This window comes from Actinomadura sp. 3N508 (genome assembly GCF_044326375.1).
GTDB lineage: Bacteria > Actinomycetota > Actinomycetes > Streptosporangiales > Streptosporangiaceae > Spirillospora.
Map to the genome: position 1 here is coordinate 1 of NZ_JBIRAX010000023.1, position 16,385 is coordinate 16,385.

18 protein-coding genes are annotated in these 16,385 nt (G+C 67.9%); 13 read left to right on the forward strand and 5 right to left on the reverse strand.

Annotated elements, in window-relative coordinates:
• Window positions 1–157 precede the first annotated feature (157 nt).
• Genes ACH34S_RS41265 through ACH34S_RS41275 form a run of 3 tightly spaced genes read left to right on the forward strand, consistent with a single transcriptional unit; the run spans window position 158 to window position 3,821 of the window.
• On the forward strand, window positions 158–610 hold the full coding sequence (locus ACH34S_RS41265; RefSeq protein ID WP_395958389.1) for a TadE/TadG family type IV pilus assembly protein: 453 nt from the start codon (window positions 158–160) through the stop codon (window positions 608–610).
• Window positions 607–1,068, forward strand: coding sequence for a pilus assembly protein TadG-related protein (locus tag ACH34S_RS41270; protein ID WP_395958390.1), 462 nt, complete (start codon window positions 607–609; stop codon window positions 1,066–1,068). The genes ACH34S_RS41265 and ACH34S_RS41270 overlap by 4 nt, the downstream gene beginning before the upstream one ends.
• Window positions 1,065–3,821 carry a BTAD domain-containing putative transcriptional regulator gene (locus ACH34S_RS41275; protein ID WP_395958391.1) on the forward strand — a complete coding sequence of 919 codons (2,757 nt, stop codon included), beginning with the start codon at window positions 1,065–1,067 and terminating at the stop codon, window positions 3,819–3,821. The genes ACH34S_RS41270 and ACH34S_RS41275 overlap by 4 nt, the downstream gene beginning before the upstream one ends.
• 190 nt (window positions 3,822–4,011) lie before the next feature.
• Here the strand turns inward: ACH34S_RS41275 and ACH34S_RS41280 are convergent, their stop codons facing one another.
• Window positions 4,012–4,158, reverse strand: a complete 147-nt coding sequence (locus ACH34S_RS41280; protein ID WP_395958392.1) for a hypothetical protein — start codon at window positions 4,156–4,158, stop codon at window positions 4,012–4,014.
• Window positions 4,159–4,954: 796 nt separating this feature from the next.
• On the opposite strand from ACH34S_RS41280, the gene ACH34S_RS41285 reads away from it, so the two are divergent.
• Window positions 4,955–5,095, forward strand: coding sequence for a hypothetical protein (locus tag ACH34S_RS41285; protein ID WP_395958393.1), 141 nt, complete (start codon window positions 4,955–4,957; stop codon window positions 5,093–5,095).
• Between the two features lie 338 nt (window positions 5,096–5,433).
• Here ACH34S_RS41285 and ACH34S_RS41290 read toward each other — a convergent pair whose 3' ends face one another.
• Window positions 5,434–5,628 carry a hypothetical protein gene (locus tag ACH34S_RS41290; RefSeq protein WP_395958394.1) on the reverse strand — a complete coding sequence of 65 codons (195 nt, stop codon included), beginning with the start codon at window positions 5,626–5,628 and terminating at the stop codon, window positions 5,434–5,436.
• Between the two features lie 69 nt (window positions 5,629–5,697).
• On the opposite strand from ACH34S_RS41290, the gene ACH34S_RS41295 reads away from it, so the two are divergent.
• The gene (locus ACH34S_RS41295) at window positions 5,698–6,324 is read left to right on the forward strand and encodes a hypothetical protein (RefSeq protein ID WP_395958395.1); all 627 of its coding nucleotides are present in this window, start codon (window positions 5,698–5,700) and stop codon (window positions 6,322–6,324) included.
• Window positions 6,325–6,571: 247 nt separating this feature from the next.
• Here ACH34S_RS41295 and ACH34S_RS41300 read toward each other — a convergent pair whose 3' ends face one another.
• From ACH34S_RS41300 to ACH34S_RS41310, 3 genes are all read right to left on the reverse strand, one after another.
• A complete protein-coding gene (locus tag ACH34S_RS41300; protein ID WP_395958396.1) occupies window positions 6,572–7,402 on the reverse strand; it encodes a hypothetical protein in 831 nt (276 codons plus the stop codon).
• Window positions 7,403–7,859: 457 nt separating this feature from the next.
• Complete coding sequence (locus ACH34S_RS41305) at window positions 7,860–8,204, reverse strand: hypothetical protein (RefSeq protein ID WP_395958397.1); 345 nt, start codon at window positions 8,202–8,204, stop codon at window positions 7,860–7,862.
• Between the two features lie 305 nt (window positions 8,205–8,509).
• Window positions 8,510–9,097, reverse strand: coding sequence for a protein-L-isoaspartate O-methyltransferase (locus tag ACH34S_RS41310; protein WP_395958398.1), 588 nt, complete (start codon window positions 9,095–9,097; stop codon window positions 8,510–8,512).
• A gap of 101 nt (window positions 9,098–9,198) precedes the next feature.
• Between ACH34S_RS41310 and ACH34S_RS41315 the strand changes: the two genes are divergently transcribed.
• The 8 genes from ACH34S_RS41315 (at window position 9,199) to ACH34S_RS41350 (ending at window position 16,334) form a co-directional block, all read left to right on the forward strand.
• Complete coding sequence (locus ACH34S_RS41315; RefSeq protein ID WP_395958431.1) at window positions 9,199–9,327, forward strand: hypothetical protein; 129 nt, start codon at window positions 9,199–9,201, stop codon at window positions 9,325–9,327.
• Between the two features lie 556 nt (window positions 9,328–9,883).
• Entirely contained in the window at window positions 9,884–11,116 is a 1,233-nt protein-coding gene (locus ACH34S_RS41320) for a helix-turn-helix domain-containing protein (RefSeq protein ID WP_395958399.1), read from the forward strand.
• A 162-nt stretch (window positions 11,117–11,278) separates the two neighbouring features.
• Window positions 11,279–11,653: a hypothetical protein gene (locus tag ACH34S_RS41325; RefSeq protein WP_395958400.1), complete on the forward strand. Its 375-nt coding sequence runs from the start codon at window positions 11,279–11,281 to the stop codon at window positions 11,651–11,653.
• 93 nt (window positions 11,654–11,746) lie between these two features.
• Complete coding sequence (locus ACH34S_RS41330) at window positions 11,747–11,998, forward strand: hypothetical protein (RefSeq protein ID WP_395958401.1); 252 nt, start codon at window positions 11,747–11,749, stop codon at window positions 11,996–11,998.
• A complete protein-coding gene (locus ACH34S_RS41335; protein WP_395958402.1) occupies window positions 11,995–12,849 on the forward strand; it encodes an SAM-dependent methyltransferase in 855 nt (284 codons plus the stop codon). The genes ACH34S_RS41330 and ACH34S_RS41335 overlap by 4 nt, the downstream gene beginning before the upstream one ends.
• On the forward strand, window positions 12,836–13,765 hold the full coding sequence (locus tag ACH34S_RS41340; protein ID WP_395958403.1) for an SAM-dependent methyltransferase: 930 nt from the start codon (window positions 12,836–12,838) through the stop codon (window positions 13,763–13,765). The genes ACH34S_RS41335 and ACH34S_RS41340 overlap by 14 nt, the downstream gene beginning before the upstream one ends.
• Before the next feature lie 20 nt (window positions 13,766–13,785).
• Window positions 13,786–15,213, forward strand: a complete 1,428-nt coding sequence (locus tag ACH34S_RS41345) for a S8 family serine peptidase (protein ID WP_395958404.1) — start codon at window positions 13,786–13,788, stop codon at window positions 15,211–15,213.
• A 182-nt stretch (window positions 15,214–15,395) separates the two neighbouring features.
• Entirely contained in the window at window positions 15,396–16,334 is a 939-nt protein-coding gene (locus tag ACH34S_RS41350; RefSeq protein WP_395958405.1) for a hypothetical protein, read from the forward strand.
• Window positions 16,335–16,385 lie beyond the last annotated feature (51 nt).

Here is a 16,385-nt window from a genome sequence, read left to right on the forward strand (position 1 = left end):
GTAGATCCTTCAGGAATCCCGACGAAACGTCAATCTTTTCACGACGGACGCAGCAACCCCACTGGCCTCGTCAGCAACTCAAGAACCAAACCCAGGGTGATCATGAACCCACGGGACTCCCGGTAGAAACCCGCGGGTTCACCAATCCGGGGCCAGCGTGATCGTGGGGAAGAAGACGCTGGTTGGTGCTGACCGGACGCGGGATGCAGGCAACGCGGTGGTGGAGACCGCGATCCTCGCGCCGGTGTTCATCGCGTTCCTCGCCGGGCTGCTTGTCGTGATGCGGGTGTCGCACGGCAGCGCTGTGGTCGCACAAGCCGCAGCCGATGCCGCACGTCAAGCGTCCATTGCCCGCACCGCACGTCAGGCGAAGGCCGAGGCGAGCACCAGCGCGATGCACACCTTGCGCGACCGGGGCCTGCACTGCACACCGTCCGTCCGACTCGACCTGGCCGGGTTCAGACGTCCGGTCGGGCAGTCGGCCACGGTATCCGCCGAGGTGACCTGCGTCATCCAGCTCAGCGACGTTGGACTACCAGGGATGCCCGGCACCCGAACGGTCACCAAGACCCACCGATCACCAGTCGACCCATACCGAGCGGCCCGATGAGCATCACTACCCGGGCACGGCCACGCGAGCGCGTACTCCAGCACCGATCCGAGCGCGGAAGCGTAAGCATCTTCGCCGTCATCATCACATTGGTCGTCGTGGTGTTCTTCGGCGCCGTCGTCGACTTCGAGCAGGTCCTCGAAGCCCGGCAGGACGCCAACACCGCCGCCCAGGAAGCCGCCCGCGCCGGTGCCGGACAAGTCGACCAGAACCGCGCTTACACCCGCGGGCAGTTCGTCGTGGATCGTGAGTCCGCGATCCGAGCGGCGCGCTCCTACCTGCGAGCCAGCGGCTACGAAGGCACGGTGACCACCGCCGGAAGGCGCACCATCCGCGTCCACGTCTCTACCACCCGTCCCGCGCGGTTCCTGTCGGTGATCGGGATATCCGTCCTGCATGCCGAGGGTGCCGCGACCGCGAATCTGACCACCGGAGTGGAAGGAGCCCAGCAGCCGTGAGCTACACCGGACGCAGCCGCCTCGCCGACTTCGCGCGCGGGCTCGGCGCTCTTGCAGTCTTCGTGTTCCTCCTGGTCGGATGCCCGGCCGCGATGTACGCCATGGGCGGCTCACCCGTCCCAGACCGGCTCCCGTCATGGGAGGAGATCAGCGCAACCCTGATGCGGCAGGACACCGACCAGAGCGTGTTCCTGGCCACGATCTTGCTCATCGGCTGGGGCACATGGTGCCTGTTCATCATCACCGCCTGCGCCGAGGCGATGAACTACCTGGCCGGACGATCCAGGCCCGCCCTGCCGCGACCGATCCGGCCGCTACAACACCTGGTCCGAGACCTGGTCGCTACGGCCACCCTCACCTTCAGCACCGTCGCATCCCTCGCCACCTCGGCCTCCACCACGACGCACACGTACGCCGCGACCGGCGTCCATGCTGTCGCTGGCTCCGAGTTGGGCACGCAAGAACAATTGTCGGCTGGGCAAGACACAACACCACGAGAACCGACCGAATCGGACTGGACTCCACTGCTGGCCGATGAGTCCCCAGCCCAGCCGGAGACTGACCAGCGATCTTGGCGAACCCACATCGTCAAGCGAGGCGAAACCCTCTGGAGCCTCGCCCGCCGTACCTACGGTTCCGGCGACTTCTACCCCAAGATCTTCAAGAACAGCCGAGGCATCGACCAACCCGACGGAATCCCCGCCCTCACCGACCCCGACGTTCTCCACCCCGGTCAGCACATTCGGCTCCCGCGGGCGAGCGCGCGAGATGGTGCGTCGTCACCATCGCAAGCCACCCCATCACCCGCAACCACACCCTCGGCACCGCCCGGACCAGACAAGCCCAGCGGCACCCCACCCCCACCTCGCGCCACGTCCGACAAGTCAACGGCAACCCAGGCACCGAGCCCGGTCGTGGCACCGCCCGCCGACCACCCCGCCAGGCCAACATCCTCGACGCCACCCGACCAGGACGGCCACCACTCACCTATGGGGATCTCCCTTCCGTCCGGCTCCCGCATCGGCCTCGGTCTCGCCGCCACACTCAGCGTGGCCGTGGCCGCCACCCGCCTGCACCAACGCCGCCGGCGCCAGCTCAACACCAACCCGGGCTCCTTCGGAAGCACCACAGAGCCCCCACTGCCTGACTCGGTCCTCAAGGCCCGCCAAGCCCACATGGACACCTACGCCGACCACAACGCCCCCACACCGCCCGATCCTGAACTCCTCCACGAAGACCTGCTAGACACCGAACCCAACGCCCTCGTCATCGGCACGCGCGGGGACCACGCTGTCGCCGTCCCCCTGCCCGGCCTCAGCCTCAGCCTGTCCGGAGACGGCGCCCATGCCGCCGCACGCGCCATCACCACCGAACTCCTAGCCAAGGCCCACCGCTACCGCGCCGAGATCGTGATCCCACAGGGCGACGCCCAAGCCCTCTTCCCCGGCACCGACACCACCGGCCTAGCCACGGCACTCGAAGGCCTGATCATCACGCCGTCCCTGAACGAAGCCGTCGAACACCTGGAGGCCGAACTCCTCCGCCGCAGCCGAATGTGCCAGATGGCCGATCTGCCTGACGTGGCCGCCCTGCGCATCGACGACCCCGCCGAACCCCTCCCGACGACGCTTCTAGTCGCGACAGCCCCCACCCAAGATGCCCAGACCCTGCACAACTCCGCCACCGTGCATGCCCTTGCATCGCTCGGCCGCCACTACAGCATCGGCGCGCTACTACTTGGCGCCCGGACAGCCGGCACCAGCCTGACCCTCGCCAGCGATGGAACCGTCACCGACGCCGACGGCCCGGACGCCGACCAGTTCAGCGGAGCCCACCTGTTCCACCTGACCGCCAACGACGCCGCCGGCATGCTGCACACCATTCAAACCGCCACCGGAACCGAACCCGACTCCCCCGCGCCCACAGCGAGCACCGACACCCCATCTGAACCCGCCCCACCCAGCGCTACCGCCCTCATCCCGCCGCCCCGCCCCACCGCCGAGGGCCACCAACCTCCAGCCCGCCTCCAGGTACTCGGGCCAGTCCTCCTGCACACCGCGGACGGCCCCATCACCTCCGGCCTACGCACATCCGCCAAACATCTGCTCACCTACCTAGCCCTGCATCCCAAGGGCGCCACCCGCGACCAAGCCATCGGGGCACTGTGGCCCGATCTCACACCCGAATCCGCAGTCGTCCAGTTCAACACCGCCATCACCAGCATCCGCAGAGTCCTGCGCGCCGCGATCGGCCTCACCGAACCCAAGTTCGTCCTCCATACCGCCGGCCACTACCGCATCGACCCCGACCTCATCGACGTCGACCTCTGGCAACTGACCACCACCCTCATGGACACCGAACGGGCCGCCGCCGACACCGAGCGCATCGACGCGCTCGCCCCGGTGAGCGACCTCTACACCGGGGAATTCGCCAGCGGACTGGAGTACGAATGGGCCGACGCCCACCGCGAATACCTCCGCCGCGCCGTCGTCGACGCCCTCGGACACCTCGTCCAACTCACCCAACAAGAGCAACCGGAACGAGCGCTAGCCACCCTCGAACGAGCAATCACTCATGACCCATACTCCGAGACCCTCTACCGAGACGTCATGTACCTACAAGCCCAACTCGGCCGCCCGGACGCCGTACGGCGCACCTACCAACTCCTGGCAAGCCGCCTCAACGAGATCGACGCGGAGCCCGACGAAGACACCCACCGACTCATGACCACCCTCACCAAACCGCAGTGCTAAAGCCGCCGCCCGGACCCCACCCTCCGACTAGGCCCGCTCAGCCACACGGCGGTCGGCGGCGGGCTCCTACCGCTGGACCCAGCGTTTCTAGCGAGGGTCAGTGGTCCGCGAAGCCCGTCGGCGAGTGCGGAGGGCCCTCCAACATCCCGATCCAGAGCGGAACGAGTCGCAGGAGGGCCCTCGTCCCTGCTTACGGCAGCCAGGTCCAGGACGATCCGCCCGACCGGATCCACTGGAGGACGGCCCAGATCATCGCCTTGATCACTTCAAGGCCAGTTCGCAGCCGCCAGTAGAAGCGCCTGGGCTCGTCGTCGTCCTGCTTTCGGGGGACGCTCATGGAGCGCTGCTCTCCTCTCTGACCGGATTCGTTTGGGGCCCGGCCGCTACCCCTTGGCCGGACGGTCCGGCACGCGTACCCCCGACGGGTCAGCTGGGAGAGCCGAGGTTGACGGCAACCGCTCAGGCACTGGACCCGCGCACCCACCCAATGGAGTGACCAGGGTAGATGCGCAGCGATCGCCGCTCAATGGAGGCAAGAAGCTCGCCCCCCGCCGGGTCCCGGCACGGACCCGTCCGCTCACTAAGAAGGTTGTACGCCGCGACCAGCACAACTGTGTTGTTGCTCACATGGGCCGCGATCCCAAAGACGAGCCCGGCTGACGTGCGCAGTCTCAGCTCAATGCGTCGTCGGAGTTACTAGTCGGCCGCGGGGCGCGTCCATCGGCGAGGGTGGGTCCTCATCGAGCGGTCCGAGATGACTGCGGCCCGAGTCTGCCGGGCGGGGCTTGGCCGGCGTGGACGAAGCTGGCCGGGTCCAGGTACTGGTAGCGGCCAGCCAAGGGCCCAGGCCAGACGATCGGATCTCCAGCCAGGGCAGAGTTGGAGACAGTGGTGCCGCTGGCAGCGACGACGGTGACGTCGGCCTTCCTCCGAAGAAAGGCGAGGAGGCTGCACGCCTGATCAGGCGAACATCTGCCAACCTGGCACTCAGACATCATTGCGTGAGTGATCGTATCCAAAGAGTTGGAGGGCCGTCCGATCCTCACGAAGTCGTCCGGCAGAACCGGAACGAGAACAGCCTCTGGTGCCGTGATGTAGGCATGGCACACACCACCGACCGAGGTTCCAGGCCGATGACCGATGATCGCGAGCTCACCGCTGCGGAGATCGAAGCCGTCCAGCGCGAGCAGTTCTATGCAGACCGCGACGCGGTCACCGCCGAGCTGTATCCGCGCTCACCAACATGTCGGCGGGCCATTGGTACCGCCGTGTGATCCGCCCGCTCGCGCCCGTTCCACCGGAGTACCTCACACTGCCGCTGTCCCGTATCAGGATCAGGGACGAGGAGGGCTTCCGGCTGGAGGTGACGGTCGCGCAATGGAACCTGCTGTGGGAGGCGGCGCAGCTACGGCGCCGGTTCTTCGCCGAGGACGACCTGCCGCCAGCCATCTACCGGGTCGCCGACCGCGGGGACGTGAACGTGGTGTTCGTGCCCCGGACCGAGAGCCGGTACCCCGGAGTACTCCCCGCTGTTCCACCTGCTGGCCCACCCGACGGTTCAGCGCCACGGGTTGCCGGCGTTGCGCTGTGGCATGTGGCCCTATGGGGGCTCCTACGTCGCGCCGGTCGACCGGTTCCTGCCTTGTGACTTCGAGGAGCGGCTGTCGCGGGCGTGGGCGTCGACGGTGTGGCGGCACCTGGTCTCCGGTTCCCCGATGCGGGCGTTCTCCGGCTCCGATCCGATCCGGCTGCTGGCCCACAACCTGGACTTCTGGATCCCGCCGGTGACCGCCGCGATCCAGGACATCCTCGGCGGGTTCCCGCGTGTGGCGAGACCGTCGGGGAGGAGCCGGTTCGGCTGGAGGACGGCTCCGTCTTGGAGGGCGCGGTGGCGGTCAGCCCGCGGGTGGGCAGTGACCTGTGGCGGGGCCAGGCCGAAGCCGCTGAGGTCGTGCGGGCGGCCGTCGAACACGCTGAGACCGACGGCCAGCTGCGCGGCATTATGGATGCGGTGCGGGCGCATCGTGTACAGGACGACTTCTCCGAGCACTGGTCGTTCGCGCGCGAGGACTTCGAACGCAAGCTGTACAGCAAGCGCTCCAAGGTCACGGTGCGGTTCGTGGAGCTGACCGACACCATCCCGGTGCAGGGCCCTGAGACCGAGGTCCTCGACGGCCTGGTGTACGGCGACTTCCTGGCCTTGCTGGATCCGCGCGAGCGGCAGGTAGTGGTCCTGCTGCGCAGCGGGGTCACCAACCTGACCGAGATCGCGCAACTGCTGGGTTACGCCAAGCACAGCCCGGTGTCCAAAGCGCCTGGCCCGCATCCAGAAGAAGGCGAGCGCTTACTTCCGTCAGATGTAGGCGCAACCGGCAGAGGCGAAGGCGATCTACCAGCCTGCGGGCGATTCGGGGTGGTCAGAGCGCGCCCGCTTTGTCTCCCGACGTCGAACTTCCCTAAAGGCTCCCTGCATTCCGCAACCGGAACCGCCTCGCCACTGTGAGACAAAGCCCGACCTTTCCCAGCACCGGTGGCAGAGCCAGCCACCTGGGTTCGTCCGCCTCGACGAGCCCGTGACCTTAAATGGGATGGTCGCGGCACCTCGGCTGGTGCACTCTGGGCTGCATGCTGATTCGCCGGAGGCGAACGCGACTCCCGGGCCGGGGTCGTTCTATACCGATCTGGAACGCGACGATTTTGTGGTTAGCACTACGCAACTACCCACTCGAATCCGAGCGGGCCTGATCTCCCTATTCTGAATCGACTTCGCTGTCGAGAATGTTCAGGAACCTTTCGGCGGCGTCCCGAATCTGCTTATCGGGCGACTCGATCAAGTCGGCCAGATAGTCGATGAAGATGCGGCCTCGGATTTGGGCTGCTTCGGGCGAGGTTCCCATTAGGGTGTTCAGCACCAGTTGGGCCGCGGTGGAGGTGTCCTGGCCTGGGCCCTGTGTCAGCCCAGAACGTAGGACCTTGTCGAAGATCGCTTCCTCGAGTCTGCGGGTGGCCTCGAACTGGGCGTCGATATCAGATTGTGGAGGGTGGGACGGCGGGGCCAGGTAGGTGGGGAGATAGCCGAGCTCGCGGGCCTTGGCCATCCAGCGGCTGGCGGTGATCTTCTCCACTCCCCAGTGGTCGACGATGGCTTGGCGTGGCCCGCCCGGGCGCTCGGTAAGCTCGGCGTTGACCGCGAACCAGGCAACCTGCAAGTAGTGCTCGGCGGGCCAGGACCTGCCCTGCTTGGCTGTGTGTGTGCTCGTCGCGGCGGCCAGCTTCCTGAATCGATCCTCCCACTCGGTCCTCAGAGCGCCTTTGACCCAGGCCAGCACCGTTCCGATCGGAGTGCGCCGGACGACGTCCTTGGTGATGGGCGTGGGATTTTCCGGATCGCGCGGGACGATCGCCACTCGGGTGATCGAGGCCCTCCCGTTCACCAATCTTCCCTCGACCTCATAGACCCAGGGCCCGGGGATAGTAGTCACGGTGAGGCTGACACCCTCCTTGCCGCTGGTGAACCCCGTAAGCCAGCCCGAGGCCCCCTGTGTGTTCAGAGAGATCTGAGCGTTGATCAAATCCTCCATATGATAACCCCCCCGCCATAATGTCGGCCTGTCGGTCTGGATCCTAGCAGGCTGAGCAGGAAGGCTAAGAGCAGGCGAAGTCCCCCCCTCGGGTCGCACCCGAAGGCGCGTCGCAGATCGCTCTCACCAACAAGCAGGATGGAGAACCACCAAAATGGGCGTAGGCCAACCAGAGTCGAGTGAGCCAGGCGGCGGGGCGAGGTTGCCGTTGCGCTGGGTGGTGATCCTTGCCATCGCCGTCGCGATCGGGATCACGGTCGGAATGACGACGGATTCGGGCGCCGGGGTCATGGCGGGGATCGCCGCGGCAGGGTTCCTCCACCTGGCTGTCCTCTAGCCGGGGTCAATCGAATCGGGGCGCGGCTGCGGGAAGTCCGGCCAGTGCCGCAAGGTGTCCGCCATCGCCAGAGGTCGTAATTGTCGCTAAGTAAGGGACACCCGGACCTGCCGAGCCTGATTAGGCGTCGCAGGACCGGGATGCGTCGTCGCTGGTGCTCGTGGTGTTGATCTGTCTCATCACGTTGTGGAAGCTGGCGCTGGCTGCGGTCAGGCCGTCTTCGAGTTCGATAGCGCGGCGGCCGAGCTGCTGGTTGTCATCGGCGAGCAGACGCCTCTGATCGCCAGGCTGGTTGGCTTTGGTGAGTTCGTCGACGCGCTTCACAAGGCTTTGGTTGGAAAGCTGGCCGAGGTGGAGCAGTGATTGCTTGAGTAGTTGATCAAGCTCGGTTCGCAGACGTTTGTTCTGCTTGCGGGCAAGTTCCAAGTCGGTGGCCAGGCTCGCAGCACTGGCAGTGCGTCCCAATCGCTGGCCGTACGGGCAGCTTGACGAGTGCCGGCCTGCTCGATGTGTTCACGGACGCCGTCGGCATAGACCAACCAGGTCGACATGTTCGCGGCGCGGGCGATGGCGGCGAAGGCGTTCGGATCACCGCGACGGATCATGCCGTCGAGGGTGGTGCGGACGCGTTGATGCTTGGTGAGCTGTCGCGGCGGCGGGGGGCATCGCGGAGCACCTGGGCGAGGACCGCAAAGCGACCCCCTGCGACGAGTACGAGTCCGGCGTCACCGCGCCAAGGCTCTCCACCCCCTGGACCACGTCGAAGATGGTTACCGTCGACAAGCCCGCGAGGAATGGACTCTCCCTGCCGACCGCATCGTCATCGCCTTCGGGCGCGCGGGCCCGGCCTCGAAAACGGTGCGGGGATCCAGCGTGGTCCCCGACTTGTCGGCCTCATCCAGGTGGCGTGCCTGCCAGACCAGCTCGGCGCGATGTGAGCGCAGCATCATGTATCCGGTCGGCCCGTGGAAGCGTCCATGGACCGCGTCGCGAGTGGTGGTCAGGCGCATCATCAGGCCGTGCCCGCGCAGCGGCTGCCAGGGAGGGACGATGACTCCGCCCGGCCGGGTCTGCTCCACCCACGCATACGGGATCTCCGCAACGGCGACCGTCGCGTGAACACGCTCATAGAGCGCGTGATCATCGAACCCGGCGGCGCCGTCGGCGACGACCACATGCGGCGCGAGGCCCGCTTTCTCAAGGTTGGTAATGGCCTGCTGGGCGACGTCGGCGTCCACCTCCACGCTGGTGACGTTCTGCTCCCCAACGCGCGCGGACAGCAGCGCGGCGGTCCTACCCGACACCGGGTACACGGCAGCGCTCACCGCGCAGATCGTCACCAAGTCCGGCTCGGTCACCTCCGTGGAGGTCGACGCCGCGCTCGCCGCCCAGGCCGTGAAGAACCTCGCTGCCGCTGTACCCGGCGACGGCACGCCCTCGGTGATCGTGGGAGACGGCACTGACGGGTACGCGGCGGCCCGCGCCGTATGGCCGGGTTCATGCGACATGCTCGGTCCAGGAGATCCCGTATCCGTGGGTCGAGCAGTGCAGACCCGGCGGCCGGATCGTCACCCCGTACGCGTCGTGATTCGGGCACGGGCTGATCGCCCAGGTCGATGTGATGCCCGACGGCAGCGGCCTTGGCCGGTTCCCCGGGACGAGCGGCAACATGCAGCTGCGATCGGACGCCCCGACCTGGAGCGCTTCGGGCTCACCGTCACCCGTGACGGCGGCCAACTGTGGGTTGACCAGCCAGACAACCTGGTTGACGCGTAGTGCCTCACCATTGTGCTACGGACGACCCACGCGACCGCATCAAGGACGACGAGGAGCAGCGCTTCCGGTAATGCCCGTAAGGTGTCGCCGGGCGAGCAGAACGTTCGGGTCGCGGACGAGGATGGCAGCCACCACGACGGCGTACGGTTCGGGGCGGGCTGGGGAACTGGTGCGACTCATAGCCCGGCCAGGCTAGCGGGCTAGCCACCGGCCACCGGTCCACGTCCAGACGGACGGGTCTGCTCGACCTGTGACGCCCGCCCTATTCCGCACTCGCGCCAGCCTCGTTGACACAAGCCGTGACGGGATCCGGCCCTGCACCTTAACCTGGGATTGTCTAGGTCACCAAGGCAAAAGGAACAGGGCCGATGCCCAAGCTTAACCCCGAATCACTTCCCCCAGACGCACCCTTCAGCACGCGACTCAAGTACTTCCGCGAGCGTACCGGCAAAACCCGTGCCGTTGTCGGTGGCCTGGTCGGACGATCGGCTGACTGGGTCAAGTCCCTTGAGACCGGCAAGATCGCAATGCCGCGACTCCAAATGCTGATCCGCCTAGCCGAAGTGGTCGACGTCGACGATTTGGGCAAGTTGACCGGCGACCATCGCATGTCACGAGCGATCTACACCAAGCACGCTCATGACGCATTGGACAGCATCCGCGATGCTCTGGCGTCGTACCCGATGCCGCCCCCCAATACGAACCCGATCCCCGCCGATATCCTCACTGGCCGGGTCCAGCAGGCATGGCGAGGCTGGCACACCAGCCGGTACGAACGCGATGCTGTCGCTGGCGTCCTACCCGGCCTGATCGCTGATGCCCGCACCTCCGTGCGTCTCCTCGACGGCAACGACCGGCGCAAAGCCGCCCAGCAACTCGCGCAGGCGTACCACATCGCCCAGTTGTACGCCTCCCACCAGCCAGCGCCTGAACTGGTGTACATGACCGGCGACCGGGCCATGCACGCCGCGCAAGACAGCGACAATCCCGCCGCGATGGCCGGCGCCGCCTGGTACCTCAACCACGTATGGAGGGACGCCGGCGAAGCCGCCGAAGCCCGCGTCGAGATTGCCCACGATGTCGCGGGCATGCTCCGCCCCGCCGATTCCAGCAACGACCGAGCCCTGTTCGCTCTTATGCATCTGGCGATTGCGTTGTCGCACGCCAAGCTCGGCCGAGAAGGTGACGCCTGGCGTCACCACAACGAAGCCAAAAAGGCCGCAAAATCGCTCGGGGCTGGGTACGCACACCCGTGGCTGATGATCGGGTCCGGGATGGTCGCGCACTATGCGGTCACGATCCACCTGGACCTGCAACAGCCAGGCTTGGCCGCACAGGCGGCCAACAACATCGACCCGGCCGCCATCCCGTCCCGCACCCGCCAATCCCGGTACCTGGTGGAGGTGGCACGCGCCCACCACCGCGAAGGCGACAATGTCGCCGCTGTCCACCTGATGAACAAGGCCGACGAAGTGTCCGGAGACACCTTCGCTTTCTCGATCTTCGCCCAATCCATCGTGGCGGAGATGCTGCCGAACCCTCCCGCAACTGTCGCCGAAGACGTCCGGAAACTCGCTCGAACCCTCCGCCTGCTCGCCTGAGCATGATCGCGGGAGGGGGAGGATTCCTCCCCCTCGACGGATGGGGAGAATCTCTACCTCTCCGAGGTGCGCTGATGCGCATCAATGTGTCTTGTGACGCAGGCAACAGGAACCGCTAGCACAGCGCGGGATTGTCGGCTTCCCACTGGGCCCGCCATCCCGGTGGACGGCCCGGCCCTGCCGCTCCGGGAGCTGGAACGCCGCCTCGAAGTCCGCAAATGGGCATGCGAACTCGTGCGCGACGGCGACGACACCGTGCTGCGGGTAAGCGCGCCGGACGCTGGCGACGACCCGAAACGGACCGTCGAAGTCGTGGTCCGAGACCGCGGCCGCGGTCCCTACTTCGCCTACCTGAGAACACCAGATCGTCTGCTCGCCACGATCGAGGACCTCGACCGCGCCGTCGCCGCCCTGGACCTCGTCCACGGCAGCAAGCCGCCTCCTCCCCCGCCGGTCCCCGAGGGACTGGCCAGGGCTGCCGCCGAGACCGCCGCCGAGTGGGCGGACGGCACGGCGACCGGAGACGCCTCCCCTTGACCGCGGCGGCGGGGAGACCGACGGCTCTCCGTCCCCACACCGCCTCCCCGCCGCCGCCTGCACCCCGCATTCGCCAACAGGGAAACCCCCACCATGAACGCAGCAACCAACACCGCCGACCCCATCAAGCAGGCCAAGGCCGCGCTGAAGAGGGACTTCCCAGGGTGGAACATCGTCTACTCGAACGAGAGGCGATTGTGGGGCTTCCGCGACCCGGAGCTACGATGGACGGACCCGGGCGATCAGGTCACCGCCGTAGTGGCCGAGACCGCCGGGGAGCTGCGCAAGAAGCTCACCGCGGCCGAGGAGGGCCGCCGTGAGGTGCCCGGGGCGGTCGCTTCATGAACCTGCCTGAGATCCCCCTCGACTTCGACAGGGCGCGACCCGCCGGCGTCTACAACTACTACCTCGACGGCAAGACCTGGACGGCGAAGGACCGGGAGACCGCCGAGGCGGTGATCCAGAACGCGCCGGAAGCGCGGGAAGTGGCGAAGGAGAACTTCCTGTTCGCCGGCCGCGCGGCGAGCTGGGTGGTTACCGAATTCGGCATCCGGCAGGTCTTCGACGTTGGTGTCGGCCTTACGGACGATGTTCCGCTGGACTCGGTGGAGACCTGCGTCCTCCAGGCCGCCCCGGACGCGACGGTCCTCGCGTTCGACAACGACGAGGTCGTCCTCGTCCACGCGCGTGCCCTCCGCCGCGGCTACCGCCGGGTGCTGCGCGGGGACATCACCGACCTCGACAGCATCCTCAACCATCCTGACCTGACCAGCCGCCCGGACCTGGTCGGCCGTATCGACCTGACCAAACCGATAGTGATCGTCCTGGCCGCTGTCCTCCATTTCGTGGACGACGCGGCCGCGGTCATGGCGCAGCTGCGGGAGCGTCTGGCGCCCGGCAGCGTCGTCATCCTGTCGCACGCAACCGAGACCGGCACCAGCGCGAAACGCGTCGCCGGGATGACCAAGGCCTACGAGCGGGGCAACAGCTCGATCATCTTCCGGTCGGTGGAGGAGATCGCCGCCCTCGCCGACGGCTGGGATCTGCCGTCGCCTGGTTTGGTCGACGTTCAGCTCTGGTCCCCAGATGGGAGCTACGCGAAGGAGGTCCACGACAGCGTCCGCGTCCTCGGCATGGCCGCCGTCCTGCGTAGCGGACCCGTCCCTCAGCCGGGAGGTGACCGTGCCGCACTTTGACGAGTACGGCGAACACGACGAGGTGTCCGGTACGAGGCACCTCACCGTTGGTGAAGGGTCGTGGCCGACGCTGTGGAACTACTGGGCTGGCTTCAAAGACCACTACACCGCAGACCGACAGCTCGGCGACCTAGTCGCAAAACAGAACCCGGAGATCAAGCGGGTCGCGGCGCTGCGGATCGCGGCGCGGACGCGGCTGGTGCGGTACATGGTCGCCGCGGCCAGCGTCCGGCAGATCATTTTCGTCGACTGTGACATGCCCACCCACGACGAGGGCCACGAGGTCGCGCACCGCATCGACCCGGACGTGCGGGTGCTGTACAGCTCCGGGCACCCGGTAGTGATGCTCAACGCCTGCGTGCTCATGCCGGACTGCGAGTACGTCGAGGTGCCGGCCACCGACCCCACTGCCCTCCTCGCTGGTGCCGCCGAAGTTCTCGACCTGGCAGAGCCGGTAGGCGTGCTGCTCCTGAACACCTTCGACGTCCTGGACGTCGACACCGCCCGGCACATCACCCGTACCTTTGCCGCCGCTCTCGCGCCGGGCAGCCACGTCGGGATCGCCCACCTCACCGCCAAGCCCGGCCCGCCCACCAGCGACAAGCCGCCGATCGGGCCGAGGCTGGACGCCTTGTTCACCGCCCGGCACATGCCCCCGCCGGTCCTCCGCACCCCGACCGAGATCGCGGGGCTGCTCGACGCCTGGGAGCTGCTAGACCCGGGCGTCGTCCCGCTCTCCCAATGGCGGCCTGAATTCCTGCTCCACCAGCTCAACACCGAACCGCCCGGCGACATCCGCCTCGTGGTCGCCGCCGCCCGCAAGCGTCCTGCGGTCGCTTTCCCGATGACTCCGGCGCACCTGCGAGTGCCCGGTCAGCCCGATCCCTCCAACACGGAAAGATCCTCGTGTCCTTAATCCGAATCCCCAAGCGGCGCGTGAGCTTGGCCGCCGCGGCGGTCCTGGCCGCTGGCGCGGTCGCCGTCTCCCTCGTCCAGGCTGTCGCCGACCCGGCTGCCCCCAGGAGCGTCTCCCCGGTCGCCGCAGAGCAGCAGCTCGCCGTCGGTAGTGTGCGGTTGACGCTGGACATCGCCCCCAACCCGGCCTCACCCCGCAGCCGCTTCTCCGCTGGCGCGGCCGGGACGCCGGTCGAGCCGGTGCCGCCGTCGCAGTGCCAGCAGGTCTACGGCTCCCCAGGCTGCTACGGGCCCCCGCAGATCAACGCGGCGTACGGCATCGACCGGCTGCACCGGCGGGGCCTGACCGGCAAAGGCCGCACCGTCGTCATCCCGATCTGCTACCACAACCCACACCTGCGCGAGGACGTGGCCGTCTACTCCCGGCACTGGGGCCTCCCTCCAGCCGAGGTGGAGACGCTGCAATACGGCGACGTGCCCACCGCCGACCCCAGATACCCGGAACAGGCGCTGTGCGCGGCCGAAGCGACCGTGGACGTGCAGGCCGTGCACGCCACCGCGCCCGGCGCGAAGATCATCGTGGTGGAGACACCCCGCATCCCGTCCGGCGGCACCAAGGGGCTGCGCGAGCTGATCGAGGCGATCGGGTGGGTCACCCGGCATCGCAAGGTCGATGCCGTCACCATGTCGTGGGGCGCCTACGAGGCCCACTTCCCCGAGCAGGCCGGACGCAAGGGCGACTACCGGCTGCTCACCGCCCTGCGCGGTCCCCTGCGGGCGGCGTACCGGCGCGGGACGACGCTGATCGCCGCGTCCGGCAACACCGGCCCGACCGGACCCAACTTGGCCGGGACGGCGTTCTACCCGCATCCCACTGCGGCCTGGCCCGCGTCCGACCCGCTGGTCGTCGGGGTCGGCGGCACCCGTGTCCATCTCGATGACCACGGCCGCCGCACCCAGCCGGACGAGGTGTGGGGTGACGAGGGCGGGCACGCCACCGGCGCCGGCCTGTCAGCGGTCTTCCCCCGCCCGGCCTTCCAGCGCCGCGTCGCCGGCGTGGTCGGCAACCAGCGCGGCGTCGTCGACCTCGCGCTCAACGCCTCCGGTCAGTCCCGCGAGTGGTACTACAGCCGCGGCTACAACCCGCTGCCCGATCAAGAGGACGGGTGGATACGGGTCGCCGGGACTTCGATCGCCGCTCCCAGATTCGCGGGGATCGTCGCGCTCGCCGCGCAGCAGGCCGGGCGACCCCTCGGAGACATCCACCAGGCGCTGTACGCCGCGCCCGGCTCGCCCCGGCACGGGCTCTACGACCTGACCACCGGAAGCAACTCCGCCAACAGCGTGCCCGGCTTCTCGGCCCGGCAGGGCTATGACCTGCCGTCCGGGGTCGGGACCGTCGTCGAGGCGGATCGTCTGGTCACCGCCCTGGCCCGGGCCGCGGGCTGATCACCCCCGTACCCGCTGATCCTCGCCCGGCCGCGGACACCTGAACCGTGTCGAGTCCGCCGGCCCCGTCACACGGTCGGGACCTTTGGTCTGCGGCCGGGCGAGCCTCCCCCTTCACCCCTGACCGGCCGCCGACGCGTCCGTGCGGCCCCAGTTTTCTCGCAGATTGGAAGGCATCGCGAATGGCCAAGCTCCGGCTCAGCTACGTCAACGTCGAGCACGGCGGACGGGACACCACCACCGGGTACTCGGCCTACTCCGGCGACGGCGGTGGCTATGACTTCGCGAAGGTCACCGGGATGTTCCACGACGGTGACTGGCCCGACGTCCTGGTCCTGGGCGAGGGCGACCGGTACGAGCTGAACGGGATGGAAGGCGCGCACGAGGCCGCCGCCGCGATGCGGGACGCGGGCGGCCCCGCATATTCCCCATACCCGTGCGCGCTACCCCGCGAGTGGGGCATGTTCGCACCCGTCATCTACGTCAACCCGCAAAAGGTCGTGGTCCGCCGGTTCTACTCCCACCGGCTTCCCGACTTCGCCTCCCGCAACCGCAACCTGCTGCTGTTCACCCTCCCCAGCCGCACCGACCCCATCCGGATCGCCGCCACGCACGGCGACATCTACTCCGGCGACACCCGCCTCGCCGACAACCGCCGGTTCGACCGGCTCGCCGACCCGGCGATCCCGTGCGCACTGCTGGGCGACTGGAACACCGTCCCCAGCGGCCCCCACTTCGAACCCACCGACATGAACACGCCCGGCGTGCACAACCCGCGCGGGATCAACTACCGCGTCCAGTTCCAAGGCGGCGCCCGGCAGGCCGGTCCGCACGTCTACGACACTCGCGCCCTGGACGCCCTGGTCGGATGGTGGAACCCCGACACGCAGCAGCGGGAGGGCGGCGTCGGGTTCCATCACGCCGCCGAACTCGCCCAGAACTACACCCCCACGCAGATCGAGCGGCCCAACGGCCGCCAGTGTCTGGTCATCGACGGCATCCTCCTCAACGACCCGCTCCGTGACGCCTATGTGCCCGACTCCTACCGCGTCCACGACTTCCGCGAGCCCGACGAGCCCGAGTCCGACCACAAGCGCGTCAGCGTGACGGTGGAGATCTGAACAGTTCGACCTGCCCTCGCGAGCAACCTTGATCACAAGCATCGGTGGCCT

Excerpts from the sequence above, each read along its gene's own strand:
- ACH34S_RS41270 (WP_395958390.1), top strand. The coding sequence starts at position 607 with ATGAGCATCACTACCCGGGCACGGCCACGCGAGCGCGTACTCCAGCAC.
- ACH34S_RS41280 (WP_395958392.1), bottom strand. The coding sequence starts at position 4,158 with ATGAGCGTCCCCCGAAAGCAGGACGACGACGAGCCCAGGCGCTTCTAC.
- ACH34S_RS41285 (WP_395958393.1), top strand. The coding sequence starts at position 4,955 with ATGACCGATGATCGCGAGCTCACCGCTGCGGAGATCGAAGCCGTCCAG.
- ACH34S_RS41290 (WP_395958394.1), bottom strand. The coding sequence starts at position 5,628 with ATGTCCTGGATCGCGGCGGTCACCGGCGGGATCCAGAAGTCCAGGTTG.
- ACH34S_RS41300 (WP_395958396.1), bottom strand. The coding sequence starts at position 7,402 with ATGGAGGATTTGATCAACGCTCAGATCTCTCTGAACACACAGGGGGCC.
- ACH34S_RS41320 (WP_395958399.1), top strand. The coding sequence starts at position 9,884 with ATGCCCAAGCTTAACCCCGAATCACTTCCCCCAGACGCACCCTTCAGC.
- ACH34S_RS41330 (WP_395958401.1), top strand. The coding sequence starts at position 11,747 with ATGAACGCAGCAACCAACACCGCCGACCCCATCAAGCAGGCCAAGGCC.
- ACH34S_RS41335 (WP_395958402.1), top strand. The coding sequence starts at position 11,995 with ATGAACCTGCCTGAGATCCCCCTCGACTTCGACAGGGCGCGACCCGCC.
- ACH34S_RS41350 (WP_395958405.1), top strand. The coding sequence starts at position 15,396 with ATGGCCAAGCTCCGGCTCAGCTACGTCAACGTCGAGCACGGCGGACGG.